A 24738-nucleotide genomic window follows, 5' to 3' on the forward strand; every position below is an offset into this window, starting at 1 on the left:
CCCTCACGGACAGTGCAGGGCGAGCAGGCGGGAGCACAGGTGGCCGCAGCAGCGAAGGACACCGGCGGCGAGGCGGCCGGGCAGGCGCGGGTCACGATCCGCCAGGTCGCCGTCCACGCCGGGGTGTCCGAGGCGGCCGTGTCCTACGCGCTCAACAACCGGCCCGGCGTCTCGGAGCAGACCCGGGCGCGGGTGCTCGCCGCCGCCCGGGACCTCGGCTGGGCGCCCAACATCGCCGCCCGCTCGCTGGGCACCGCCCGTGCCAACGCGGTCGGGCTGGTCCTCGTCCGGCCGCCGCGGGTGATGATCGTCGACTCCTGGTTCACGCAGATGCTCAGCGGCGTCGAGGCCGAGCTCAACCGCAACGACATCGCGCTGGTGCTGCACCTCGTCGACCGGATCGAGGACACCATCGAGGTGTACCGCAAGTGGTGGGCGGGCCGGCACGTCGACGGGGTCATCCTGACCGACCTGCGCAAGGACGACCCGCGGCTCGACGCGCTCGTCGAGATCGGCCTGCCCGCCGCGGTGATCGGCGGCAAGCCCGGGCTCGACGGGTGCAGCACCGTCGACGCCGACACGGCCGGCACCGCCCGCGCCATCGTCGGCTACCTGCGGGCCCTCGGGCACCGCACGATCGCCCGCGTCGCCGGCACCGAGGAGCTCTTCCACACCGGCCAGCGCGACGCCGCGTACCTGGCGGCGCTCACCGACTCCGGGCTCGACACCGACCGGTACCGGGTCGTCTACACCAACTACAGCGCCGTCGACGGCATGCGGGCGATGCGCGAGCTGATGAGCGGCGCGGAGCCGCCGACCGCCGTCGTGTTCGACAACGACGTGATGGCCGCCGCGTCGCTGAAGGTGGCGCACGAGATGGGCCTGTCCGTGCCGGAGGACGTTTCGGTCGTCGCCTGGGACGACTCCGACCTGTGCCAGATCACCGTCCCGGCGATCACCGCCGTGCAGCAGACCCCGGCGGAGCAGGCGGAGCTCGCCGCCCGCGCCCTGCTCACGACCATCAACGGCGGCGGCATCAGCCACGTCACGCTGCCCCCGGGCACCCTCACCGCCCGCCAGTCGACCCGGCCGCTGCGCCCCGGCCGCACCGCCTGACCGTTCGCAACCGGTTCAGCGCGCTACTGTTGACACTCCTTACACCACCAACTTAAGGTCATGCTTCGCGTACTTATCCGGTTCAGTCCGGCAGTGACCACGGGAGCACACCACATGCTTGTCCTGCGTCCCCTCCACTCGGGATGGACCCTGCGCGCACCCTCCATCGACGGCCCCGTGCCGGCGACCGTGCCGGGCTGCGTGCACACGGACCTGCTCGCCGCCGGGCTGATCCCCGACCCGTACCTGGACGCGAACGAGCTCGACCTGGCGTGGATCGGCCGGTCGTCGTGGGTGTACTCGACGTCGTTCGACGCTGCCACAGAGGCCGACCAGGCCGACCGGGTCGACCTGGTCGCCGACGGCCTGGACACGGTGGCGACGGTGACGCTCAACGGCGTGCGGCTGGGCCGGACGGCGAACATGCACCGCGGCTACCGGTTCGACGTGCGCTCGCTGCTGCGACCCGTCGGCAACGTGCTCGAGGTGCACTTCGACTCGGCGTACGAGTACGCGCTGGGCGTCCGGGACGCGCTCGGAGCCCGCCCCAACGCGTATGACGAGCCCTTCCAGTACATCCGCAAGATGGCCTCGAACTTCGGCTGGGACTGGGGTCCGACCCTCGTCACCGCCGGCATCTGGCAGCCGATCGGCCTCTCGTCGTGGTCGGTGGCGCGCCTGGACTCGGTGCGGCCGGTCGTGAGCGTTGACGGTGCCGACGGCATCGTGGACGTGCACGTGACCGTCGAACGCGCCGCCGACGACCCGCTGTCCGTGACCGCCTCGGTCGCCGGCGTCACGGCGTCCGCGACCGTCCCGGCCGGGGCCACCGAGGCGTCGGTGCGGGTGCGGGTGCCGGACGTGCGGCTGTGGTGGCCCCGCGGCTACGGTGACCCCGCGCGGTACGACCTGTCGGTGACCCTGTCCGCCGGCCCGGATCCGCTCGACGCGTGGCAGCGCCGCATCGGCTTCCGCACGGTGGAGGTGGACACCGCCGCCGACGCCGACGGGACCGCGTTCACCCTGGTCGTCAACGGGATGCCGGTGTTCGTGCGGGGCGTGAACTGGATTCCCGACGACGCGTTCGTCACCCGCGTCGACCGGGCCCGCTACGAGGCACGGTTCACCCAGGCCGTCGACGCCGGGGTGAACTACCTGCGGGTGTGGGGCGGCGGCCGGTACGAGAGCGAGGACTTCTACGACCTCGCCGACTCCCTCGGGCTGCTCGTCGGGCAGGACTTCCTGTTCGCGTGCGCCGCCTACCCGGAGGAGGAGCCGCTGGCGTCGGAGGTCGCCGCGGAGGCACGCGAGCAGGTGGTCCGCCTGATGCCGCACCCGAGCCTGGTCATGTGGGTCGGCAACAACGAGAACATCTGGGGCTGGCACGACTGGGACTGGCAGGCCGCCCTCGACGGCCGCACCTGGGGCGAGGGCTACTACCTGGACGTGCTGCCGGGGATCGTGCGCGAGCTGGACCCGTCCCGCCCGTACTGGCCGGGCAGCCCCTACTCCGGGACCCCGGACGTGCACCCGAACGACCCCGCGCACGGCACCACCCACATCTGGGACGTGTGGAACACCCACGACTACCGGCACTACGGCACCTACCGGCCGCGGTTCGTGGCCGAGTTCGGGTTCCAGGCGCCGCCGTCCTACGCCACCCTCCGCCGCGCCGTGTCCGACGACCCGCTGACCCCGACGTCGCCGGGCGTCCTGCACCACCAGAAGGCCGCCGACGGCAACGGCAAGCTCGCCCGCGGCCTCGCCGGCCACTTCCCCGTGCCCTCGGACCTCGCCTTCCCGGACTTCGATGACTGGCACTGGGCGACGCAGCTCAACCAGGCCCGCGCCATCACGTTCGGGATCGAACACTTCCGCTCGCTGCGCCCCCTGTGCATGGGCACGATCCTGTGGCAGCTCAACGACAACTGGCCCGTCACGTCGTGGTCCGCCGTGGACGGCGACGGCCGCCGCAAGCCGCTCTGGTTCGCATTGCGGCGGGTGTACGCCGACCGCCTCCTCACCTTCCAGCCGCGCGACGGCGCACCGGCGCTGGTCGCCGTCAACGACTCGGCGCTGCCCTGGCAGGCCCAGCTGGACGTGCAGCGGGTCTCCTTCACCGGCGACATCAGGGCGAAGACCACGGTCACGCTCGACGTGCCGGCGTTCGGGTCGGTGACCCTGCCGCTGCCCGCGGACGTGGTCACGCCGGACTCGCCGTCGGCGGAGCTCATCACCGCCGACCGCGCGGTGTGGTTCTTCGCCGAGGACGTCGACCTGGCCTACCCGGCCGCCTCGGTCGACGTGACCGTCCGGCCGTTCGACGGCGGCGCCGACGTGGAGATCACCGCCCGCACGCTCGTGCGCGACCTGACCCTGTTCGCCGACCGTCTCTCCCCCTCTGCGACGGTCGACGACCAGCTCGTGACGCTGCTGCCGGGCGCCTCGGTGACCCTGCGCGTCACCGGCTCCGACCTGCCCGCACCGGACTCCCCCGCCTGGCGCACCGCCCCCGTCCTGCGCACCGCGAACGACCTCGTCACGGCGTGAGCGATGCGAGGCGTGCCGCGAGGAAGGCGCGCTCCACGTCGTTGCCGGTCAGGGCCAGGGCTTCCGCGTACGCCTCGGCGGCCTCGGGCAGGCGGCCGAGCCGCCGGAGGAAGTCGGCGCGGGCCGCGCTGAGGTAGGCGTACGTCGACAGCGACGGCGAGTCGAGCAGCGGGGCGAGCGCGGACAGCCCCGCCGCCGGACCGTCGCGCAGGCCGACGGCGACCGCGCGGTTCAGCGCGACGACCGGCGACGGCCAGAGGCGCAGGAGGACGTCGTACAGCGCGACGATCTCCTGCCAGTCGGTCGCCTCCCACGAGGGCGCCTCGGCGTGGACGGCGGCGATCGCGGCCTCGACGGCATAGCGGGTCGGGGGGCTGCGGCGCAGCGCGAAGGTCAGCAGGTCGGTGCCCTCGCGGATCAGGCGGGCGTCCCAGCGGGTGCGGTCCTGCTCGGACAGCAGGAGCAGCCGGCCGCCGGCGTCGCGGGTGGCGCGGCGGGCGTCGATCAGCAGCATCAGCGCCAGCAGGGCGGCGACCGAGACGTCGCCCGGCACCAGCAGCCGCAGCACCCGGGCCAGGCCGATCGCGGCGTCGACCAGGTCCTGCCGGACCAGCTGCTCGCCGACGGGCGCGGTGTGGCCGGTGGTGAAGACGAGGTGGACGACCTCGAGCACGGCACCGACCCGCACGGGCAGCTCGTCCGGCGACGGCACCCGGAACGGGATGCGGGCGGCGCTGATCTTCCGCTTGGCGCGGGTCACCCGGGCGGCCATCGTCGCCTCCGGCACGAGGAACGCCCGCGCCACCTCCGCGGTCGTCAGCCCGCAGACGAGCCGCAGCGTCAGCGCGACCTGCGCCTCCCGGGACAGGGCCGGGTGGCAGCAGGTGAAGATGAGCTCCAGCCGGCCGTCGGGCGCGGGCTCCCCGGCCTCGGGCACCGGCACCAGCAGCGGCAGCGCGCGGCGCAGGGCCGAGTCGCGGCGCAGCGCGTCAAGGGCGCGGTTGCGGGCGACGGTCGTGAGCCACGCGCCGGGACGGGCCGGGACGCCGTCGGTGGGCCAGGAGCGCAGGGCCTGCGCGTACGCCTCCTGGACGCACTCCTCGGCGAGGTCGAGGTCGCGGGTGACCCGCACCGTCGCGGCGAGCACGCGGGCCCACTCGCGACGGTGCGCGTCGGTGACGGCGTCGGTGACGGCCTCGCTCACCCGTGGTCCACGATCGGCCGGATCTCGACGCCGCCGTGGCCGGACGCGAGCTCCGGCAGCAGCGCCGCCAGGGAGATCGCCGCGTCGAGGTCGGCGGCCTCGATGACGTAGAAGCCGCCGAGGGCCTCCTTCGCCTCCAGGAACGGCCCGTCGGTCGTCAGCAGCCCCTCGCCGTCGTTGCCGCGCAGCGTCGTCGCCGTCGAGGACGACTCCAGCTCGTGCCCGGCGAGGACGCGGGCACCGCCGGTGGCGGCGAACGCCCGGTGCCCTTCGTCCTTGGCCCGCAGCTCCTGCGGGGTCGCGGCGTCCCAGCGCTGCTCGTCGCCGTAGATGAGAATCAGGTACTTCGCCACGTGCTGTCCCTTCCAAGCGGCCGTTTACCTGTACGACGATGCGGGCGGCACCGAAATCGACAGGCGGCCCCAGGGAATTTCAGCGGCGTCCCGCCCGACGCACACATCCTGGTCGCGGACGGTCACCGCAGTGGACCTTGCACCGGTACAGTGCGCGCGTGTCTTTCCAACGCTACCTGTGGACGCTGGTCGCCGTCGCGGTCATCGCGGCCTACGGCATCGCGTCCGGCCGTGAGTCCGACGCGGCCGACGCGCCGTCGGCTACCGCGCTCGCCGCGTTCCTCGGCTGCCCGCCGGCGGAGCCGAAGCACGCCACCGGGACGCGGGAGACCGTCGCCTGCGAGGAGGGCGGCTTCGACGTCACGGTGGTGACGTTCGACGACAACGCGCAGCGCGACGCCTGGGTCGAGTCGGAGCGGTTGACCGTGATCGCCAGCGGCTTCGCGGGCCTGCCCGCGGCGCTGGTCGCCGGTGACCGCTGGGCGGTCACGACCGGCGACGTGCCCGCGGCCGACCGGCTCCACGCGGTGGCGGGCGGGTGGCGGGTATGACGCAGGACGTCGCGGCGGTCCGGCCGCCGTTCCGGCTCGCCGCGGGCGGCGCGGGCGCGCGGGTCGAGTGGGCCACGTGGGGCCTGCTCGCCGTGGCGGGGGTCTTCGCCGCCGTGGCCGCGGACGACCTGGCGTACGTGCTGCGGGTCCGCGCCGCGCTGCCGTCGCCCGACCTGCACGTCCTGGTGGCCGGGCAGGGGCTCGGCACGGCCCAGATGGTGCTGTTCTTCGTCCTGCTCGCCGCGGTCTTCGGCTGGTACCTGCTGGGCGCCGCCGCCGTGCGAGAGCTCGGCGAGGAGCCCGCCACGGTCCTGCGCACCACCGCGCTGACGGTGTTCCAGGTCGGCGCCGCGGCCACCCTCGTGGCCGGGGCGACGCTGCCCCACGCGGATCTGCTGGCCGCGCACGGCTTCGAGGTGCGCCTGCGGTGGATGATCCCGATCCTGGTGGCCCGGCTGGCGCTGGCGGTGCTGCTCGGCGTCGCCGTGTTCGGGGTCCGCCGCCGGGTGTACGCCGCGCTGCTGCGCTCGCGGCTGGCGCCGCGGCGGAGCCGGTCGCAGGAGCGGGCGAGCCTGCTCGAGCTGTCGAAGCGCGCCGTCCCCGTCGTGCCGCCGCTGCCGGTCGCGGGCGACGCGTGGTGGTCGGAGGTGGCCGGTCGGGTGGCCGCGGCGGGCACCGCGCTGCCGCTGCTGGAGCGGTCCGGCGGGGAGCGCCGCTGGCACCGGGTCGGGCCCGGCGAGGACCTGACGGCGCTGCGCGAGTCGCTGCCGCCGGGCGCCACCCTCACCCTCTTCGCCACCGAACCGGCGGACCCGGACGCCACCGGCGCCGGCACCGACGACTTCGACGATCCCGACGCCCTGACCGCGGTGGTCCGTTGAGTTCCTGCTCCTGAATCCAGTTCTTGCGTCCGGGTCCGCGGGACCGGGCGCGCGGGGCGTCAGCGGCGGAGGCGGGCGGCCAGCTTCGCGTACCACGGGCTCAGGTCGTGCTCGATCGCCGTCCACTCCTGTTCGGACGGCGCGACCCGCGGCTCCTGGACGGCCCACGACCGGACCCATCCGCCGGCGCAGCCCGGTCGGCGGATGCGAGTCCAGCAGCGCCGCCTGGTGCCTGAGGGTGAGCGTCCGCTCGGCGTCCAGGGTCGCCGCGCCGCGCAGCCAGCCGGCGGCGGACCGCCAGGCGTGGGGGTCGGCGTGGCGGCGGTGACCGGCCGACATCGCCGCCGGCAGGCCGCCGGCGACGACCAGGCCGTCGAACAGGCCCTCCATGGCCGCGGAGCCGGCGACCCGGGTGGCGATCTGGTCGGCGAGGTACTCGGCGCGCTGGCTGTCCCGGCCGGACAGGACCAGCAGCGCCGTGGACAGCAGCCACAGCACCGGGCTCACGACGACCACCAGCGGCAGCATCCAGATGCCCATCCGGAGCGTGGAACCGAGCATGTCGAGCAGGTTCCGCAGGACCCCGATGGCGGTGCGGACGACGACGCCGCGGCGGGGTCGTGGTTCACGAAGTGCCCGAGCTCGTGCGCGAGCAGCCCGATCCGCTCCTGCGGCTCGAGGGAAACCCACAGCGGCAGCCCGACAGACAGCGTCCGGCGCCGGCGGAGTCCGCACACGGTGACGTACGCGTTGATGTCGTGGTCCAGTCGCACCTCGTGCGGCCCGCAGCCCCCACGTCCGCGGCGCCCGGCGGTTTCCGGAGGTCAGGTCTCGGCGGTTTCCAGAGGGTCGGCGAGGAGGCGCTCGAAGGCGAGCTCGGCCGCGCCGACCAGCGGGGCGTCGTCCCCGAGCAGCGGCGTCCGCAGCCGCACGTGCTCCCGGCAGGCCGGCAGCGACATCGTCGAGAGGCGGCTCCGGACGTGGGCGGCGCCCGTCAGGTACAGCTCCCGCAGCGCGCCGCCGAAGACGACCGCCGTCGGGTTGAAGACGTTGACCAGGTTGGCGACCCCGAAGCCGAGCCAGTCCGCGGCCTGGCGCACCGCGGCGCGCGCGGGCGGGTCGCCGCGCCGGGCCGCCTCGACGGCCGCGAGGACGCCGGCGCGGTCCAGCGGCACGTGCCGGGCGATCTCGGTCTCCCAGCAGCCCCGCGAGCCGCAGCCGCAGTCGCGGCCCTGCGGGTTGACGACCATGTGCCCGACCTCGCCGCCGTGACCGCCATGGCCGGTGACGCGCCGCCCGCCGGCGATGATCCCGGCGCTGATGCCGGCGTCGCCGTGCAGGTAGACGACGTTGTCGAGGCCGACAGCGGCGCCCCGGGTGTGCTCGGCGAGCGCGGCGAGGTCGGCCACGTTGCCGACGAGCGGCTCCTTGTCCAGACCCAGCTCCGACCACCCGTCGAGGTCGGACCCGAGCCGCGCCCCGGCGGGCAGCATGCGGACGGTGCCGTCGGCGTGGCGCATCATGCGGGACACGGCGATGCCGCTGCCGACGAAGACGGCGCCGCCGGGTCCTGACGCCGACACCGTGCGCTGCATGTCGCGGACGAACCCGGCGAGCGTCGCGACGGTGTCGCGGACCGCCGTGCCGTGCGGGCGGGGCAGCTCCCGGCTGTCGAGGACCTTGCCGCCGAGCCCGACCCGCGCCGCGCGCAGCCGGTCGACCTCGATGCTCATCGCGTAGCCGTACACCCACGACGACCTCGGCCGCACGACCAGCGACGGCCGACCGGCCCGGCCGGTCTCCTGCGGCACGCCCTCGTCGATGAGCCCGGCGCCGGCGAGGTCCGCGGTGAGGGCGCCGATGGTGCTGCGGTTGAGACCGAGCTGGTTGGTCAGCTCGGCGCGGGACGTGTCGCCGCTGACGTGCACGTATCGCAGCAGCGCGCCCAGGTTCTGGCGGCGGACCGAGTCCTGGGTCGGGGTGCTCCGCTGGGGGCTCGTGGACACGGATCGCTCCTTCGCTCCCTAGAGCGGCCGTGGGCCCCCGGAACACGGTTCCGGGGGCCCACGACGGTGAGTTGCCTCGTACTACTTGATCGCTGTGTTACCGGATCGCTCGGACTACTTGGTGAGCGGGGACAGCTTCGGGTCGTTGGCGTACGCCTCGGCGGCGTTGGCCTTGGTCACGATCACCGGCGGGAGCAGGTAGGACGGGACGACCTTGACGCCGTTGTTGTAGGACTTGGTGTCGTTGATGGTCGGCTCGTTACCGGCCTGCAGCGCCTTGACCATGTTGATCGTCTCGGCGACCAGCTTGCGGGTGTCCTTGTTGATCGTGGAGTACTGCTCGCCAGCCATGATCGACTTGACCGACTCGACCTCGGAGTCCTGGCCGGTGACGACCGGGATCGGCTTGTTGGCGGCCTTCACCGAGGTGATGATCGCGCGGGCCAGGGTGTCGTTCGGGGAGAGCACGCCGTCGAGGGTCTTGCCGGCGGTGTAGGTCGAGGTCAGCAGGGAGTCCATCCGCTGCTGCGCACCCTCGGCCTTCCAGCCCTGGATCGCGGTCTGCTTGACGTCCTTCTGGCCGGAGCCGACGATGACGTCACCCTTGTCGATGAGCGGCTTGAGCACGTCCATCGCGCCGTTGAAGAACACACCGGCGTTGTTGTCGTCCGGCGAGCCGGAGAACAGCTCGACGGTCCACGGGCCGGTCGCCTTCTTGGCCTTCATGCCGTCCAGCAGGGCCTGGCCCTGGAGCTGGCCGACCTTGAAGTTGTCGAACGCGATGTAGTAGTCCAGGTCCGGCGTCTGGGTGATGAGGCGGTCGTACGCGACGACCTTGATGCCGGCGTCGTGGGCGGCCTTGACCTGGGTCGACAGCTGCGCGGCGTCGGTCGCGCCGATGACGATGACCTTCGCGCCCTTGGTGACCATGGCGGAGATCTGCGCCTGCTGGTCCGCGACCGTGGTCGAGGCACCGGCGTACTGCACGTCGGACTTGAAGCCGGCGTCCTTGAGGCCGTTGGTGAACAGGTCACCGGCGAGCACCCAGTTCTCCGACGTCTTCGACGGCAGCGCGACACCGATCAGCGAGTCGGCGGCGAAGCCCTTGGCGGCGGCACCGCTCGGGCTGCTGCTGCCCTCGCGCTCCGAGTCGCCACAGGCGGCGGTGCCGAGTGCGAGCAGAGCGACCGCGCTGACGGCGAGGCTCCTGGTGAGGAACTTGCGCATGTTTCGGATTGCCTTTCTTCGGATGGGAGGTGCGGGTGTTGGGGCGGGACAGGGCGTCAGCCGGCCACCGGGGTCTTGGCGGCCTCTTGTCCGGTTCCGGATGGTGCGGACGGACCTCCGGTTGACTCCCGGCGGAAGGGTTTGCTCAACGATCCGATGATCGAGAAGCGACCCTGGCTCTTGTTGTAGACGTCGAACGCGACGGCGGCGAGCAGGAACAGACCCTTGATGATCTGGGTCTTGTCGGCGCCGGTGCCGAGCAGCTGGAGGCCGTTGGTGAGGAAGGCCATGACCAGACCGCCGACGATCGAACCGCTGATGGTGCCGAGGCCGCCGGAGACCGCCGCGCCGCCGATGAAGACGGCCGCGATGGCGTCCAGCTCCCAGCTGAGGCCGTCCTGCGGGCCGGAGGCGCCGGAACGGGCCACGAAGATCATGCCGGCCAGTGCGGCGAGGACCGACATGTTGAACATGACAAAGAAGTTGACCCGCTTGAGCTTCACGCCCGACAGCTCCGCGGCGCGGGAGTTGCCGCCCACCGCGTAGATGTAGCGGCCGCCGGCCGTGTTGCGGGTGTAGAAGGAGTACCAGAGGATCAGGACCGCCAGGATGATGCCGGAGATCGGGAAGCTGGTGCCCACCCGGCCGCCGGCGAAGCGCAGCGTGGCGAAGATGATCACGCCGAGCATGACCGCCAGGCGGATGGCCGACACCCAGATCGGGGTCGGGTCCGCGTTCATCGCGAAGCGCACCTGCCGGGCCCGGTACTCCCGGTAGACCACGGCGAGGCAGGCGGCCAGGCCGAGCAGCAATGTCAGGTTGTTGTACCCGGTGTCGGGCCCGACCTCGGGCAGGTAGCCCGCGCCGATCTCCTTGAAGGCCGCCGGCACCGGCACCGAGTCGGCGTTGCCGATGTACTGGTTGCCGCCGCGGAACAGCAGCATGCCGGCGAGCGTGACGATGAAGGCCGGCACGCCGATGTAGGCGACCCAGAAGCCGTGCCACGCCCCGACGATCGCGCCGACGCCGAGGCCGAAGAGGATCGCCGCCCACCAGGGCAGGTCCCACTCCTTCATGACCTTCGCCACGATGATGCCGACGAAGGCGGCGACCGATCCGACGGACAGGTCGATGTGACCGGCCACGATGACCATCAGCATGCCGATGGCCAGGATCAGGATGTACGAGCCCTGGAGGACGACGTTGATCAGGTTGCCGGACGTGAGGGTCAGGCCGTCGGTCTTGAACTGGAAGAACAGGATGGTCGCCAGGAGCGCGAAGATCATCCCGAACTGCCGGGCGTTGGAGGTCGAGCCTCCGAAGAGGTTCTTCTGCAGGTCTTTGAATCGGCTCATGACGTCGGCATCTTCTTCATGGTCGGCGCGGTCTTCGCGGAGGTCATCTGCTTCATGAGGAGTTCCGGGTTGGCGTCGCGGCGTTCGATGTTGCCGGTGATGGTGCCCTCGAACACGGTGTAGATGCGGTCGCACAGGCCGATCAGCTCGGGCAGCTCGGACGAGATGACGATGACGCCCTTACCCTGGTCGGCGAGCTGCTGGATGATCCCGTAGATCTCGTACTTGGCGCCCACGTCGATGCCGCGGGTCGGCTCGTCGAGGATCAGCAGGTCCGGGTCGGTGAACATCCACTTCGCCAGGACGACCTTCTGCTGGTTGCCGCCGGAGAGCTTGGTGACGCCCTCGTCGACCGTCGGGGTCTTGACCCGCAGGCTCTTGCGGTAGGCCTCGGCGGCGGAGTGCTCCTTGATCGGGTCGAGCACGCCGTTGCGGGAGATCTTCGACAACTTGGCCGCGACCATCGACGTCTTGATGTCGTCGAGGAGGTTGAGCCCGACCGCCTTGCGGTCCTCGCTGACATACGCAAGGCCCGCCTTGATGGCCTCGGAGACCGACTTGAGCTCGATCTCCTTGCCGTCCTTGAAGATGTGCCCCGACAGCCAGGTCCCATAGGACCGGCCGAAGATGCTCATCGCGAGCTCCGTGCGGCCGGCACCCATCAGGCCGGCGAAGCCGACGATCTCGCCGCGCCGGACGTTGAAGGCCGAGTTCTTGCACACGAGGCGCTCGGCGGAGATCGGGTGCCGGACCGTCCAGTCGCGGACCTCGAAGAACACCTCGCCGATCTTCGGCGTGTGGTCGGGGAAGCGGCTGTTGAGGTCGCGGCCCACCATCCCCCGCACGATCCGGTCCTCGTTGACCCCGTCGCCCTTGACGTCGAGGCTCTCGATGGTCTTGCCGTCGCGCAGGATCGTGATGGTGTCGGCGATCGCCTCGATCTCGTTGAGCTTGTGCGAGATCATGATCGAGGTGATCCCCCGCTCCTTGAACCCTGTGAGCAGGTCCAGCAGGTGCTGGGAGTCGTTCTGGTTGAGCGCGGCGGTCGGCTCGTCGAGGATCAGCAGCCGCACCTCCTTGGCGAACGCCTTCGCGATCTCCACGAGCTGCTGCTTGCCGACGCCGATGTCCTTGATGAGGGTGTCGGGGTCTTCCTTGAGGCCGACCAGCGCCATCAGCTCGTAGGCCTTCTTGTTGGCGGCCTGCCAGTCGATCGCACCGAACTTCTTCGGCTCGTTACCCAGGAACAGGTTCTCGGTGATCGACATGCCCGGGACGAGGGCGAGCTCCTGGTGGATGATCACGATGCCGGCGTGCTCGCTGGACCGGATGTCCGGGAAGCGGACCTGGTTGCCCTGGTAGAAGATGTCGCCGTCGTAGGACCCATACGGGTAGACGCCGCTGAGCACCTTCATCAGAGTGGACTTGCCGGCACCGTTCTCGCCGCAGATGGCGTGGATCTCGCCGGACCGGACCACCAGGTTGACGTCCGACAACGCCTTGACGCCGGGGAACTCCTTGGTGATCGACCGCATCTCCAGCAAGACCGGAGCGCTGCTCGTCATGTTGCCTCCGGGGGAACGCCAGTTGGCACATTTGTTGTGGCGACCAACTTATTTCAGATCGCAGACTTTGCAAAGCCGCCAGCTGGACTGGTTGGTAACAATCCGGTAATGACGCTGCCTCGCGAGGCACGGTCTCGTGTCTGGGCGGTGAGCTGCGTGTGTCCGAGCGTAAATCAAATTGTTTTACAAAGTCAACGTCCTGGGAGAGGATGTGATGAGCAACGGGTGCGAAGGCGGTAACGGGTGCGACAGGTAGGGACCAACCTCCCTAAAGTAGGGCAATACAACCGAGCTGTGGTGCTGGATCAGATTCAGTTAGCCGACGGCGTCAGCCGTGTGGAGATCGCGCAGCACACCGGCCTGACCCCGCAGACCGTCTCCGGCATCGTCCGCCGGCTGATCGACGAGGGCATCGTCCACGAGGACGGCGCCCGCAGCTCCAGCGGTGGCAAGCCCCGCACCGTCCTGCGCATCAACGCCGACGCCGGCCGCGCCGTCGGCCTGCACTTCGACCCGGTCGAGCTCGCCGCGGTCGTCGTCGACCTCCTCGGCCGCCCCCTGGTCACCGCCCGTCGCCCCACCCCGCGCCCGGCCGACCCGGCCGTGGTGACCGCCGCGATGGCCGAGCTCGTCGACGAGGTCCTGCGGGAGGCCGGCGTCGAGCGCGACCGGGTCCTCGGCCTCGGCCTCGCCGCCCCCGGCCCCATCGACCAGCACGTCGGCATGGTCATCTCACCGCCGCAGCTGGCCAACTGGACCCGCGTGCCCATCAAGGAGATGCTCGCGACCGCCACCGGCCTCGACGTCACGCTCGACAACGACGCGACCGCCGCCGCCGTCGGCGAGCGCTGGGCCGGCGCGGGCCGCGGCGTCGCCAACTTCGCCTACTTCCACCTCGGCACCGGCGTCGGCGGCGGCCTCGTCCTCGGCCACCAGGTCTTCCGCGGCGGTTCGATGAACGCCGCCGAGTTCGGCCACACGACCGTCGCCGACGACGGGCCCGGCTGTTACTGCGGTAACCGCGGCTGCCTGGAGAGCCTGGTCAACCCGCCCGCGATCGTCGCCGCCGCCCACCGCCTCCTCGCCGCTTCCCCGGCCGCCGCCGCTGCCTCTTTGCCGGTCGGCACTGCTTCGCCGGTCGCTGCCGCCGCCCCTGTTGCCGAGCCATCGCGCACTGCCGCTGCGGCCGCCGGGGCGCCGCCGGTTGGCGAGGCTTCGCTCACTGCCGCTGCGGTCGCCGGGGCGTCGTCCGTTGCCGCTGCGGTGGTCGAGCCGCCGCCGGTTGCCGGGGCGCCTGAGCCCGCCTTCGCCGGGGTGCCTGAGTCGTCGCTCGCCGCCGCGTTCCGCGCTGATCCGTCAACCGTCGACCATCCGGCGATCTGCCTCGCCGCCGCCGCGGGCGACCCCCTGGCCGTCTCCGTCATCGACGCCGCCGCCGAGCACCTCGCCACCGTCGTCATCAACGTCGTCAACATCATCGACGTCGACCTGGTCATCCTCGGCGGCCACGGCATCCGCCACGTCGAGGACCGCTTCCGCGACGCCGTCGTCCGCGCCCTCGCCACCCGTCCCCTGGCCCGTCACATCCGCGTCGTCGACGTCGCGCTGTCCCCCCTCGGCGTCGACTCCGCCGTCGTGGGCGGTGCGGCGCTGGTCCTGCACGCGACCTTCTCCCCGCAGGTCTCCGCCCTGCTTTCGGAGTGACCGTGGGCTGGTTCGACCTGCGCACCCTGCCCGCGTACGCGTGGGTCTTCGACCTCGTCTCCGCCGACCCCGCCGTCCGGGCCGCCGCGGTGGAGCGCCATGTCGCGCTGCTCTGGCGGCGCTACGAGTCCCGCCCGACCGGCACCCTCGCCGACCCGGTCGCCGCGTACGCCGCGTATCCGACCGACCTGACCGCCGGCGAGCTGCGCGCGCTCGAGCCGTACGCGCTGCTGTTCGTACAGTGGCGGCGGCAGTTCCCGGCCGAGTGGCGCCGGGTGGTGCCCCGCTTGCCGCGCGGCAGCTGGCCCGACGACGCGTTCATCCGCCACGGCGTGTCCGAGCGGGCCCGGGCCGTGCTGGAGGATCTGGTGCTCGACGCCGTCCACGCCGGCACCGGATCGCGCCAACCCAGATCCGGACGCCATCCCGTCAGGCTGGCCCGGTTCCTCGACGGCCCGTCGCTGCGGGACCGGCTGCGGATCGCGGCCGGCTCGCCCGACCAGGCCGTCCGGCTCCGCGCCGGCTATCTGCTGTGGCTGATCGACCACCCCCGCGAGAGCCTGACGACCCGCTCGTGGCGCCGCTGGCGCCGCACGCACGGCGTGCCGGTCAGTCATCCACGGCCCGCCGCCGAGCTCGCCGCGCTGCCGCCGGCCGTCGCTGCGGCGGAGCTCGCCGGCCTGGGCACGGCACGGCTGACCGCGGTGTTCGAGGCCCTCGAACCGGCCCCGGCCGCTCGGATCGCCGCGGCCTTGCTGTCCGCCCCTCCCCCGGCGCCGGCGGAGGCCGATGCTGCCGGGGCCGATGCTGCCGTGCCGGATGTCGCCGCGCTGGCCGGTGCGATCGCCGCCATGGATCCGCGGTCGGCTGCCTGGATGTTCAACGCGATGCCGGAGCCGCTTGCCGCCCGCCTGCTCGCCGCCATGCCACCTGCGGCGGCCGCCGCCAGGTTCCCCCGCCCGAAACGGACGGAAATCCTGCTGCTGATGGATTTCGGGGACGCCGTGGCGCGGCTCGCGGCGATGACACCCCTGCGGGCCGCCCAGCAATTGCGGTGGCGACCGCCTGACGTCACCGCCCGGTTCCTGACCGCGCTGGCTCCGGACGCCGCGGCGCTGGTGCTCGCGGCCCTGCCCAACGGAGGGCCGGACGACGGCCTCGTTACCGTTCTCCCCGCCGGCTACGTCGCCGATCTGCTGACCCGGATGCCACCACGTGACCGGGAGCGCATCCGGTGGGTCGTCGAGACGCAGCAGTTCCGTACCGCCGCCGCCGATGCCATCGCGTCGGAGGCGGCGGCTCCCTCGGTCGCGGCTTCCGAGGCTGCGGCTTCTGCGGCCGATGCGTTGGGTCAGGCCGGTGCGGAAGCGCGGAACGTGTTGCGGTAGGCCATGGGCGGGACGCCGATGGCGCCGGCGAGGTGCTGGCGCATGGAGGCGGCGGTGCCGAAGCCCGACTCCGCGGCGACCCGGTCGACCGGCAGGTCGGTCGTCTCCAGCAGGCGCCTGGCGTGCTCCACCCGCTGGCGGGTCAGCCACTGCCCCGACGTCATGCCGACCTCCTCGCGGAACCGGCGGGAGAACGTCCGCACGCTCATCCTCGCGTGCGCCGCCATCTCGGCCAGGGAGATCGGGCGGTCGAGGCGGCCGAGGGCCCACTGCCGGGTCGCCGCCGTCGTCGCCGTGGACGGAGCCGGGACCGGCCGGTCGATGTACTGCGCCTGCCCGCCCTCCCGCCACGGTGGCACGACGCAGAGCCGGGCGACCCGGTTGGCGACCGCGCTGCCGTGGTCCCGCCGGATCAGGTGCAGGCACACGTCGATCCCCGAGGCGGCACCGGCCGCCGTCAACACGTCGCCGTCGTCGATGAACAGTACCGACGCGTCGACGTCGATCTGAGGGAACGTGCGCTGGAAGTGCTCGGCGTCGTTCCAGTGCGTGGTGGCCCGGCGGCCGTCGAGCAGCCCCGCCGCGGCCAGCACATAGGAGGCGGTGCAGATCGACACGATCCTCGCCCCGGGACGCCGCCGTCGCAGCGCCGCGGCCAGTGGAGCGGGCAGCCAGTCGCGGGGCCCGTCGGGCGCGCACACGAACGGCGGCACGACCAGCGTGTCGGCGGTGTCGATCGCGGACGCGTCGTGCTGGACGGCGACGTCGAAGTCGTAGCCCGTGCGGACCGGGGCGCCGTCGAGGCTGCACGTCACCACCTCGTACAGCAGCGGCCCGGCAGTGCCGAAGATCCTGCTCGGAATGCTCAGCTCGAACGGATACACCCCGTCCAGGGCAAGGACGACGACCCGATGCACGGTGGCTGCCATGGCCAGATCTTTGCACATACTGGCAATGTGGCCACTCGAAAGCGGCCCCCGTCACGGCGACGCTGAACGCACACACGTCGTTCGAACAGATGGGAAGCAACAAGATGCGCGCGATCGGTCAAGACGGGTTCGGCGGTCCCGAGGTGCTGCGGGTCGTGGACGTGGACCGCCCCCAGCCGGGGATCTCGGAGGTCCTCGTCCGCGTCCACGCGACCGCGGTGAACCCCACCGACCTGTGGCACCGCACGACCGGCGGCCTGCTCGGCACCACGGTCCGGCTCGGCTGGGACGTGTCCGGCGTCGTCGAGGAGACCGGCCTCGGCGTGACCTGGCTGCGCCCGGGCGACGAGGTGTTCGGCATGCCACGCCTGCCGGAGGCGGCAGGCACGTACGCGGACTTCGTGACGTCACCGGCGCGGCACCTGGCCCGTAAGCCGGCCCGACTGTCCCATGTGGAGGCCGCGGGCCTCGGCCTGGCCGGCCTGACCGCGTGGCAGGCGGTCGTCGACACCGCAGACGTCCAGCCGGGCCAGCGGGTCCTGATCCACGCGGCCGCCGGCGGCGTCGGCCACCTCGCGGTGCAGATCGCGAAGTCCCGCGGCGCGCACGTCATCGGCACCGCCAGCCCCGCCAAGCACGACCTGCTCCGCGACCTCGGCGCGGACGAGGTGATCGACTACACCGCGGTCAAGTTCGACGACGCCGCCACCGACCTGGACGCCGTGATCGACCCGATCGGCGGCGAGTACGGCCCCCGCTCCCTCAGCACCCTGCGCCCCGGCGGCATCCTGGTGTCCCTCGCCTCGCCCGCCGAGGCGTACCTGGCGGACGAGGCCCGGCAGCAGGGCCGCCGGGCCGGATTCCTGCTCGTGCAGCCCGACCACGCTGGGCTGCGGTCACTCGCGGACCTGGTCGACAAGGGCGAGCTGCGGGTCGTGGTCGACACCGTCCTGCCGCTGGAGGAGGTCGCCCGCGCCCACGAACTCGTCGCGACCGGCCGCTCAGCCGGAAAGGTCGTCCTCACCGTCGCCCCTTAGGCCGGCGCCGGCTGCGTCGCGCGGCAGGCCGCGCGCCTGCGCCCGATACGTCGCAGTCGGCCGTTGGGGCGTCCTCGCTGGCAGCGGTTCCTGAGCCACTTCTGGGCCGCGGACTCGTCGGCCGCGGCTCGTTGAGGAGACCGATGCCCGTGACGTGTTCCGACCCTCACACGGTAACACCGGCCACCAAATCGTGGTTTCGGCGCGGAGCTGGCTCGCTACGCATCGTAGTACGTGGTCGTGGTGTTGGCGAAACGCAGGTCAGCAGCCCTTGATGCGGGAGACGCAGCGGTCGGCGGCAGCCTTTGCGAGGGTTGTGACCATGCCGGCGGGTGTGGTGCCGACGGTCATGTCGTTGAGCCACAGCACGAACTCGCCGCGGCGGACGGCGACGATGTCGGCGGTGACCGCGATGCCGAAGTCGGTGTCGCCGGTCATGCGTACCCCGAAGGCGCTCTGGCCGAGTGTCGTCGGCACCTCGGTGGGCGCGAGCGTGAAGCGGACCGTGATCCCGGCGAGCTCCTGGCTGAACGACTTGCACGTGGTGACCGCGGCGGCGAGCCGGTCCATCGCCGTCGCGGCGCCGCCGGTCGGGAAGTGCACGAGCGCGTGCGTCAGGTACGGGCCGACGGCGCCCTTGCTGTACGTGACGGCGGCGGCCGTCGTGCCGTCGCCGGTCACCGGGTCCAGCGAGGGGCAGCCGGGAAAGTTGCCGCCGAGCGTGACCGCGCCGTTGTCGTCGGTGGCCGCGGCGATCGGCACGAACCCGTCGGGCAGGTCCGCCGCGGTCAGCAGCGCGGGCCGAAGATCCTCCGAAGCGGCGGCCGAAGCCGAAACTGAAGGAGACGAAGGCGAAGGAGACGAGGGCGCCGAACCCGACGAAGGCGAAACCGCCGGAGGCACAGCCGGAGACGGGGAAGCCGCAGGGGGAACAGGAACGAGTGCGGTGGCGGGCGCGGAGAGTGCCGGGGCACCGGTCACCGCGAGGGCGGCAAGAGCGCCCACCAGCCTGTGAACCATCCTCATCAACCCGACGCTACGGACGCCAAACCGCATATATGCGGTTTTACCCGATATTTACGCCACCAGGGCCGAGCAGCAACGACCTCACGCCCCGAGCTGGCCGAACGTCGTGTCCGCCTCGTCGTCGATCAGGAACCCGGGCCCCAGACGCCTGGCGACCGCACGTGCGTCCACCGACATCCACCGCTGCATGCTCACATGCGCCGGGTCCGCGATGTGGTACCGGCAGCTGCCGCCCCACCAGCCCGGCTCATACGACACGACGTCGACGAGCCGCCCCGAGAACGGGAACCTCGCCCGCACCTGCTGCGGGATCGTGCAGCCGTAGTCCTCGAAGTACGGCTGCACGGTCAGCATCGCCAACAGCCGCCCGCCGTCCTCCCGCCAGGCCCGTAACCGTCCGGTGTGCTGGTGCGTGCCGTTCTGCCGGGTCTGCTCCCGATAGTTCCAGAACGCTTCATCGTGTACGAGTTGCGACGCCGCCATGCGTGCATTGTGTCGATGTGACATCTGTCTATCGCCCGTCGTTGGACACCGTTGGACAACTCGCTGCGCGACGGTCGCCGGGTGCTAGCGTCCGGACGATGACGACGCCACCGTACGCCGGCACGCCCGCGGTCAGCTTCACCAGCGGCGGCGAGCGCCTCGCCGGCGTCCTGCACCAACCCGCCGGGGACGGTCCGCACCCGGTCGTCGTGCTCCTGCACGGCTTCCCGGGCAACGAGCGCAACTTCGACCTCGCGCAGGCGCTGCGCCGGGCGGGCTACGCGGCGCTCGTCTTCCACTACCGCGGCTCGTGGGGCATGGGCGGCGACTACTCGTGGCGGCACGTCCTGGAGGACTCCGCCGCGGTCGTGGCCGCCGTCCGCGAGGAGGCGTTCGCGGCCACACACCGCCTGGATCCGTTGCGGGTCGCGGTCGCCGGCCACAGCCTCGGCGGGTTCGCGGCGCTGATGACTGCCGCCGCCGACCCCGCCGTCCGCGCGACCGTGTCCGTCGCCGGGTTCGACGTCGGCACCGCGGCGCAGCTGTGCGCGGATCCGGTGGCGCGGGCCGAGTGCGTGGAGGCGCTCGGCAGCGACCTGCTCCCGCTGCGCGGCACCAGCGGCGAGGCCCTCGTGCGCGAGATGACCGCCGCCGGACCCGCCTGGCGCCTGGCCGGCCTCGCCCCCGCGTTCGAGGGCCGCCCGGTCCTGCTGATCGGCACCGGCCGCGACCCCGTCACCCCGCACGAGGTGCACCATGTGCCGTTGGTTCGCGCGTACGAGCAGCGGCCGCACATCCTCCTCGAGCACACGCTCTTCCCGACCGACCACGCGCTCTCCGACCACCGCCTGGAGCTCGCCGGCACCGTCACCGCCTTCCTCGACCGCCACCTCGCCCCGCCGGCCCGATGACAGTCGTTGCGCGAACGCCGTCAGCAAGGCCAGCAGCGTGGCGTGAAAGCCGTCAGCGACGCGGTCGCGTGGCGTGAAAGGCCGTCAGCAAGACCGGTCGCGTGGCGTGAAGCTATGAGCGGGGCGGTCGACGGTGAGGACGAGCTTGCCGGTGGTGCGGCGGGCGAGCAGGTCCTCGTGGGCGCGGCGGGCGTCCTGCAGCGGGTACGCGGGCCCCACCTGCGGCCGCAGGACCCCGGACGCGGTCAGGCCCAGCAGCTGCCCGAGGGGCCCGGCGAACGCGTCCGGGCGGGTGAGGACGGGACGCAGCCAGAAGCCCGCGACGGCGACGCTGCGGTCGGCGAGGAGCGAAGGGTCGACGGGCGGGCGGCCGAGGCGGGACGAGTCGCCGTAGGTGACCAGCCGGCCGAGCGGCGCGAGGACCTCCAGCGCGGCCGTGAACGCGGGCCCGCCGGTCGACTCCAGCACGACGTCGACCGGTGCGCCGCCGTTGGCGGCCAGGACGCGGGCCGGGTAGCCGCCGGGGTCGCTGTCGACGGCCGTGTCGGCGCCGAGGGACACGGCGAGGTCGCGCTTCGCGGGGCTGGACGCGGCGGCGATGATCCGGCCCGCGCCGAGGTGCCGGGCCAGCTGCACCGCGAGGGTGCCGACGCCGCCGGCGGCGGCGTTGACGACGACCGTCTCGCCGGGGCGCAGGGCGGCGCTGCCGTGCAGCAGGTGCCACGCGGTGAGGCCCTGCACCAGCAGCGCGAGCGCGGCGCCGTCGGCGACGGCGTCCGGCACGTCCACGGCGTCCACAGTGGACACGACGGCGCGCTCCGCGTAGCCGCCGCCGGCGAAGGTGAGCGCCGCGACCCTCCTGCCGCCGGTGGTGCGCCCCACGACCTCGGTGCCGGGGATGAACGGCAGGGTCTGGCCGCCGCTGTACGTGCCGAGCGTGCGATACGTGTCGGCGTAGTTGACGCCGGCGGCGCTGACGTCGACGAGCAGCTGGCCGGGGCCGGGCTCCGGGTCGGGGACATCGGTGAGCGAGAGGACCTCGGGGCCGCCGAAGCGGTCGCAGCGGATGGCGCGCATGCGTCCAACCCTACGAGGCCGTGATCAGCTCCAGGACCCGCCGCCACGCGTCGGCGGCGGGCTCCGGGCGGTACGTGGGAGGACCGGGCAGCAGGAAGGCGTGCGGCGTGTCCGGGTAGACGACGACCTCGTGCCGCACGCCCGAGTCCCGCAGCGCCGCGGCGACGGTGGCGACGTCCCCGGGTGGCACGACGTGGTCGGCGCCGCCGACGAGGAACAGCAGGCGGCCCGTGATGGCGGGGGTCAGCGTCACCGTCGGCTCGGGGCGGCTCATGGGGATCTGGGTGCCGGTGAGCCAGCCCGGGTAGAGCACCGCGGCCGCCGCCAGCCCGAGCCGCGCGGCGGCGAGATAGGCGGCGTGCCCGCCGATGCTCAGCCCGACCATGCCGACGCCGGCGGGGTCGCCGCCGAGGACGTCGACCGCCGCCGCGACGTCGGCGACGACCTCGTCGCGGTCGAGGCCGTGCAGCAGCTCGAAGCCGCGGGCCCGCCCCTCGTCGTCCTGCGGGAGCTCGACGCCGGGTGCGCTGCGGTGGTACAGGTCGGGCACGGCGACCAGGCACCCCTCGGCGGCGAGCCGGTCGGCGAACGCGCGGACCGACGCATCGATCCCGAAGAGCTGATGGCCGACGACGACCCGGTGCTGCGGACCGGTCGACGCCGGCCGGGCGATGTACACGCCGGCCACGCTAGCCATCGCCCATCCACGGCGACCAATAGCGAGGCCGATGCCGGCGATCAGTCCTCGGATGGCACCCGCGACGGGCGTCCGGCCGCGACGGGCGATGGGCCGGGCGCGTCCCGGCGGCGGTCTCGGCGGCGGTCTCGGTCGAGGGCGGCGAAGAGCAGGCCGAGCGCGGCGAGTCCCAGGCACAGCGCCGCACCGTGGACCATCGCGGCGGTGTGACCGCCGGGCGCGGCCGCCGTCGCCAGGAAGATGCCGCTGACGGCCGCGATGCTGACGCTCGCGGCGAGCCGCTGCGACAGCTGCAGCAGCGCGGCGCTGAGCCCGTTGGCGCCCGGCGGCGCGTGGGACAGGGTCAGCGCCTGGTTCGGCGAGTTGACGAAGCCACCCGCCGCCCCCGTCACGAACTGTCCCACCGCGAGGGCCCACACCACCTGCCCCTCCGGAAGGAGCTCGACCGAGGCGATCGAGGCCGCGATGCCGGCCACCGCGACGCCGAGCGCGACCGTGGTCCCCCGCCGCCGCAGCCCCGAGGCGAGCGCCGACGTCAGTGTGAAGCCGACCGCGCTCGGCAGTGCGATCGCCGCGGCGGCGAGCGGCGGGTGGTGCAGGCCGTCCTGCAGGTACAGCGACAGCACCAGGTTGAGGGCGAGCGTGGCGCCGAAGTAGCACATGGCCACGAGCACGCCGAGGACGTAGCCCCGGTTGCGGGTCAGCGCCGGCAGCAGGATCGCGGTGCGGCCGAGCGCGGTCCACCGGCGCTCCCACGCGAGGAACGCCACCAGCCCCGCGCCGGCGGCGAGCAGCCACCACGCGCCGCCGCCGGTGCCGGCGAGCGGCGGCAGCGCGGCGAGGGTGGTGCCGCCGAGCAGCAGCAGGCCGCCGAGGTCGAGGTCGCCGGTGTGGCCCGCGGGCCGGCCGGGGGGCAGGAAGCGCAGCGCGAGGGGGATCGTCACGACCGCGAACGGCAGGTTCGCCACCAGGACGAGCCGCCAGCCGGACCCGGGTCCGGCCGCCTGCAGCACCGCCCCGCCGAGCAGCGGCCCCAGCATGCCGGCGACCCCGCCGACGAAGGCGTAGGCCCCGAGCGCGCGGGCGCGGGCACGCCCGCGGAACAGGTCCTGGAACAGCCCGATGATCTGCGGGTTGACGGTGCCGGCGCCGAAGCCCTGCACGAGCCTGGCCGCGGCGACGACCCAGCCGTGCCGGGCGGTGGCGGCCGCGATCGCACCCGCGGCGAACACGGTGAGGCCGCCGACGAAGAGCAGCCGCCTGCCGTACAGGTCGCCGAGCCGCCCCGCGGGCACCAGCGCCAGCCCGAACGTCAGCGAGTACCCGGCGAGGATCCACTGCAGCGACGCGGTGCCGGCGTGCAGCGAGCCACGCAGCGCGGGCACGACCACGTTCAGCACCGACTGGTCCAGGAGCGTGGTGAACCCGGCGCCGAGGCAGACCGCGACGACCCACCGCGCCCTGACCCCCTCCACCGGGCGATCGTATACCTGCTTTTCCGATCGGAAATAGGGTTATGAACGTCACCCCGTAGAGTGCGCGGCGTGAAGCTGTGCGGCGTCCTGCTCGACCTCGACGGCACCCTGCTCGACCACGAGGCCGCCGTCAGCGCGGCCCTCCTGCGCTGGCTGCCCACGATCGGGGTCGAGCCGGACGCCGGCACCCGGACCCTGTGGGCGACGGTCCAGGAGCGGCACCTCGAGGCGTGGCGCGCCGGGCTGGTCACGTTCCAGCAGCAGCGCCGCGGCAGGCTCCGCGACTTCCTCGCCGCGCTCGGCACCCCCTGCGAGGACGACGGGCGGCTCGACACCCTCTTCTCCGGCTTTCTGCTGATGTACGAGCAGTCGTGGGCCGCCTACCCCGACGCCCGCCCGGCGCTGGCGGCGATCCGGCGGGCGGGACTGCGCACGGCCGTCCTCACCAACGGCATCGAGGAGCAGCAGACCGCCAAGCTCGCCCGCATCGGCCTGCGCGACCTCGCCGGCCCCGTCTACACCGCCGAGACCCTCGGCCTGTTCAAGCCCGACCCCGCCGTCTTCACGGAGGCGTGCCGCCGCTGGGGCCTCGCCCCGGAGACCGTCGTGAGCGTCGGCGACCGCCACGACCTGGACGTCCTCCCGGCCCGCGCCGCCGGCCTGCACGCCGTCCACCTCGACCGCCCCGGCACCGCCCCACCCGGCGAGGCGCACCGGATCGGCTCACTGCGCGACCTGCCCGCCCTCCTGCTCCCCCACTGAGCCGCCGGAACCGCCGCACCGCCAAGCCGGAAGCGGCGGCCGTGAAGCCGGGCGGAGCGGGCGGCGTCAGGGGGTGCGGAAGCCGGCCTCGGCGAGCACGAACGCGCCCAGGCACAGCCCGACCACGGTGGCGCCCTCGTCGTGCGCGCGGCGGAGCCGGTCGAGGATGCCGGGCGCGACCGGCGCGCCGCCGGGCACCCGCCAGCCGGGCACGACGACGACGCCGGCGGTGTCGAGGTCGTCGAGGTCGTGCGGGGCGGTGAGGGCGATGCCGGCCGTCGTCGTCAGCGGGCCTGGGTGCTCCCCCGCGGTCCGCACGTCGAAGGCGGCCGCGACGCCGAACACCCGGGGCGCCACTGCGACCTCCAGCATCGGCGCGCCGTCGCCGATGAGCACCCCGACCGTCGTCGCCGAGCGCGTCATGGCTTGATCGTATCGGAG

Annotated in this window: 22 protein-coding genes; 9 read left to right on the plus strand and 13 right to left on the minus strand. The window is 73.0% G+C overall.

Annotated elements, in window-relative coordinates; genetic code table 11:
• The first annotated feature begins 39 nt into the window (after window positions 1-39).
• Together ACQEVZ_RS12835 and ACQEVZ_RS12840 are read left to right on the plus strand one after the other, a co-directional pair.
• Window positions 40-1116: a LacI family DNA-binding transcriptional regulator gene (locus ACQEVZ_RS12835; RefSeq protein WP_344504098.1), complete on the plus strand. Its 1077-nt coding sequence runs from the start codon at window positions 40-42 to the stop codon at window positions 1114-1116.
• 114 nt (window positions 1117-1230) lie between these two features.
• Window positions 1231-3666: a glycoside hydrolase family 2 protein gene (locus tag ACQEVZ_RS12840; protein WP_433365739.1), complete on the plus strand. Its 2436-nt coding sequence runs from the start codon at window positions 1231-1233 to the stop codon at window positions 3664-3666.
• Here ACQEVZ_RS12840 and ACQEVZ_RS12845 read toward each other — a convergent pair.
• Both ACQEVZ_RS12845 and ACQEVZ_RS12850 read right to left on the minus strand, forming a co-directional pair.
• Window positions 3656-4870 (minus strand): RNA polymerase sigma factor, encoded by a 1215-nt coding sequence (locus tag ACQEVZ_RS12845; protein ID WP_433365742.1) that lies wholly within the window; start codon window positions 4868-4870, stop codon window positions 3656-3658. The two genes, ACQEVZ_RS12840 and ACQEVZ_RS12845, sit on opposite strands and share 11 nt — an antisense overlap.
• Window positions 4867-5223, minus strand: coding sequence for a YciI family protein (locus ACQEVZ_RS12850; RefSeq protein WP_433365745.1), 357 nt, complete (start codon window positions 5221-5223; stop codon window positions 4867-4869). Before ACQEVZ_RS12850 ends, ACQEVZ_RS12845 begins: the two co-directional genes overlap by 4 nt.
• A gap of 158 nt (window positions 5224-5381) precedes the next feature.
• Between ACQEVZ_RS12850 and ACQEVZ_RS12855 the strand changes: the two genes are divergently transcribed.
• Both ACQEVZ_RS12855 and ACQEVZ_RS12860 read left to right on the plus strand, forming a co-directional pair.
• Window positions 5382-5774, plus strand: coding sequence for a hypothetical protein (locus tag ACQEVZ_RS12855; RefSeq protein WP_433365748.1), 393 nt, complete (start codon window positions 5382-5384; stop codon window positions 5772-5774).
• Window positions 5771-6655, plus strand: a complete 885-nt coding sequence (locus tag ACQEVZ_RS12860; RefSeq protein WP_433365750.1) for a hypothetical protein — start codon at window positions 5771-5773, stop codon at window positions 6653-6655. Before ACQEVZ_RS12855 ends, ACQEVZ_RS12860 begins: the two co-directional genes overlap by 4 nt.
• 824 nt (window positions 6656-7479) lie before the next feature.
• Here ACQEVZ_RS12860 and ACQEVZ_RS12865 read toward each other — a convergent pair.
• From ACQEVZ_RS12865 to mmsA, 4 genes are all read right to left on the minus strand, one after another.
• Window positions 7480-8661: an ROK family protein gene (locus ACQEVZ_RS12865; RefSeq protein WP_433365753.1), complete on the minus strand. Its 1182-nt coding sequence runs from the start codon at window positions 8659-8661 to the stop codon at window positions 7480-7482.
• Between the two features lie 114 nt (window positions 8662-8775).
• On the minus strand, window positions 8776-9888 hold the full coding sequence (locus ACQEVZ_RS12870; protein ID WP_344504089.1) for a sugar-binding protein: 1113 nt from the start codon (window positions 9886-9888) through the stop codon (window positions 8776-8778).
• Between the two features lie 56 nt (window positions 9889-9944).
• A complete protein-coding gene (gene mmsB / locus ACQEVZ_RS12875; protein ID WP_344504088.1) occupies window positions 9945-11243 on the minus strand; it encodes a multiple monosaccharide ABC transporter permease in 1299 nt (432 codons plus the stop codon).
• Window positions 11240-12808 (minus strand): multiple monosaccharide ABC transporter ATP-binding protein, encoded by a 1569-nt coding sequence (mmsA, locus tag ACQEVZ_RS12880; protein WP_344504087.1) that lies wholly within the window; start codon window positions 12806-12808, stop codon window positions 11240-11242. Before mmsA ends, mmsB begins: the two co-directional genes overlap by 4 nt.
• 297 nt (window positions 12809-13105) lie before the next feature.
• On the opposite strand from mmsA, the gene ACQEVZ_RS12885 reads away from it, so the two are divergent.
• Entirely contained in the window at window positions 13106-14512 is a 1407-nt protein-coding gene (locus ACQEVZ_RS12885) for an ROK family transcriptional regulator (RefSeq protein WP_433365758.1), read from the plus strand.
• 2 nt (window positions 14513-14514) lie between these two features.
• A complete protein-coding gene (locus ACQEVZ_RS12890) occupies window positions 14515-15900 on the plus strand; it encodes a hypothetical protein (protein ID WP_433365761.1) in 1386 nt (461 codons plus the stop codon).
• Here the strand turns inward: ACQEVZ_RS12890 and ACQEVZ_RS12895 are convergent.
• Window positions 15864-16829, minus strand: a complete 966-nt coding sequence (locus ACQEVZ_RS12895; protein WP_433365764.1) for a GlxA family transcriptional regulator — start codon at window positions 16827-16829, stop codon at window positions 15864-15866. The two genes, ACQEVZ_RS12890 and ACQEVZ_RS12895, sit on opposite strands and share 37 nt — an antisense overlap.
• A gap of 89 nt (window positions 16830-16918) precedes the next feature.
• Between ACQEVZ_RS12895 and ACQEVZ_RS12900 the strand changes: the two genes are divergently transcribed.
• The gene (locus tag ACQEVZ_RS12900) at window positions 16919-17866 is read left to right on the plus strand and encodes an NADP-dependent oxidoreductase (RefSeq protein WP_433365767.1); all 948 of its coding nucleotides are present in this window, start codon (window positions 16919-16921) and stop codon (window positions 17864-17866) included.
• Between the two features lie 261 nt (window positions 17867-18127).
• On the opposite strand, the gene ACQEVZ_RS12905 is transcribed toward ACQEVZ_RS12900, so the two are convergent.
• Window positions 18128-18628, minus strand: a complete 501-nt coding sequence (locus ACQEVZ_RS12905) for a hypothetical protein (RefSeq protein WP_433365770.1) — start codon at window positions 18626-18628, stop codon at window positions 18128-18130.
• A 345-nt stretch (window positions 18629-18973) separates the two neighbouring features.
• The gene (locus tag ACQEVZ_RS12910; RefSeq protein ID WP_344504080.1) at window positions 18974-19375 is read right to left on the minus strand and encodes a hypothetical protein; all 402 of its coding nucleotides are present in this window, start codon (window positions 19373-19375) and stop codon (window positions 18974-18976) included.
• Window positions 19376-19473: 98 nt separating this feature from the next.
• Here ACQEVZ_RS12910 and ACQEVZ_RS12915 point away from each other — a divergent pair, with 98 nt between their 5' ends.
• Window positions 19474-20286: an alpha/beta hydrolase family protein gene (locus ACQEVZ_RS12915; protein ID WP_433365773.1), complete on the plus strand. Its 813-nt coding sequence runs from the start codon at window positions 19474-19476 to the stop codon at window positions 20284-20286.
• Between the two features lie 84 nt (window positions 20287-20370).
• Here ACQEVZ_RS12915 and ACQEVZ_RS12920 read toward each other — a convergent pair whose 3' ends face one another.
• From ACQEVZ_RS12920 to ACQEVZ_RS12930, 3 genes are read right to left on the minus strand one after another with little or no spacing between them, the layout of a single operon-like run.
• Entirely contained in the window at window positions 20371-21363 is a 993-nt protein-coding gene (locus tag ACQEVZ_RS12920; RefSeq protein WP_433365776.1) for a quinone oxidoreductase family protein, read from the minus strand.
• A 10-nt stretch (window positions 21364-21373) separates the two neighbouring features.
• Window positions 21374-22060, minus strand: coding sequence for a dienelactone hydrolase family protein (locus tag ACQEVZ_RS12925; protein ID WP_433365779.1), 687 nt, complete (start codon window positions 22058-22060; stop codon window positions 21374-21376).
• A 41-nt stretch (window positions 22061-22101) separates the two neighbouring features.
• Window positions 22102-23535 carry an MFS transporter gene (locus tag ACQEVZ_RS12930; RefSeq protein ID WP_433365782.1) on the minus strand — a complete coding sequence of 478 codons (1434 nt, stop codon included), beginning with the start codon at window positions 23533-23535 and terminating at the stop codon, window positions 22102-22104.
• A gap of 69 nt (window positions 23536-23604) precedes the next feature.
• On the opposite strand from ACQEVZ_RS12930, the gene ACQEVZ_RS12935 reads away from it, so the two are divergent.
• On the plus strand, window positions 23605-24297 hold the full coding sequence (locus ACQEVZ_RS12935; RefSeq protein ID WP_433365785.1) for an HAD family hydrolase: 693 nt from the start codon (window positions 23605-23607) through the stop codon (window positions 24295-24297).
• A gap of 66 nt (window positions 24298-24363) precedes the next feature.
• Here ACQEVZ_RS12935 and ACQEVZ_RS12940 read toward each other — a convergent pair whose 3' ends face one another.
• A complete protein-coding gene (locus ACQEVZ_RS12940) occupies window positions 24364-24720 on the minus strand; it encodes a DJ-1/PfpI family protein (protein ID WP_433365788.1) in 357 nt (118 codons plus the stop codon).
• Between the last annotated feature and the right edge of the window lie 18 nt (window positions 24721-24738).

The organism is Dactylosporangium sp. CA-152071, assembly GCF_050936335.1.
Lineage (GTDB): Bacteria > Actinomycetota > Actinomycetes > Mycobacteriales > Micromonosporaceae > Dactylosporangium > Dactylosporangium maewongense.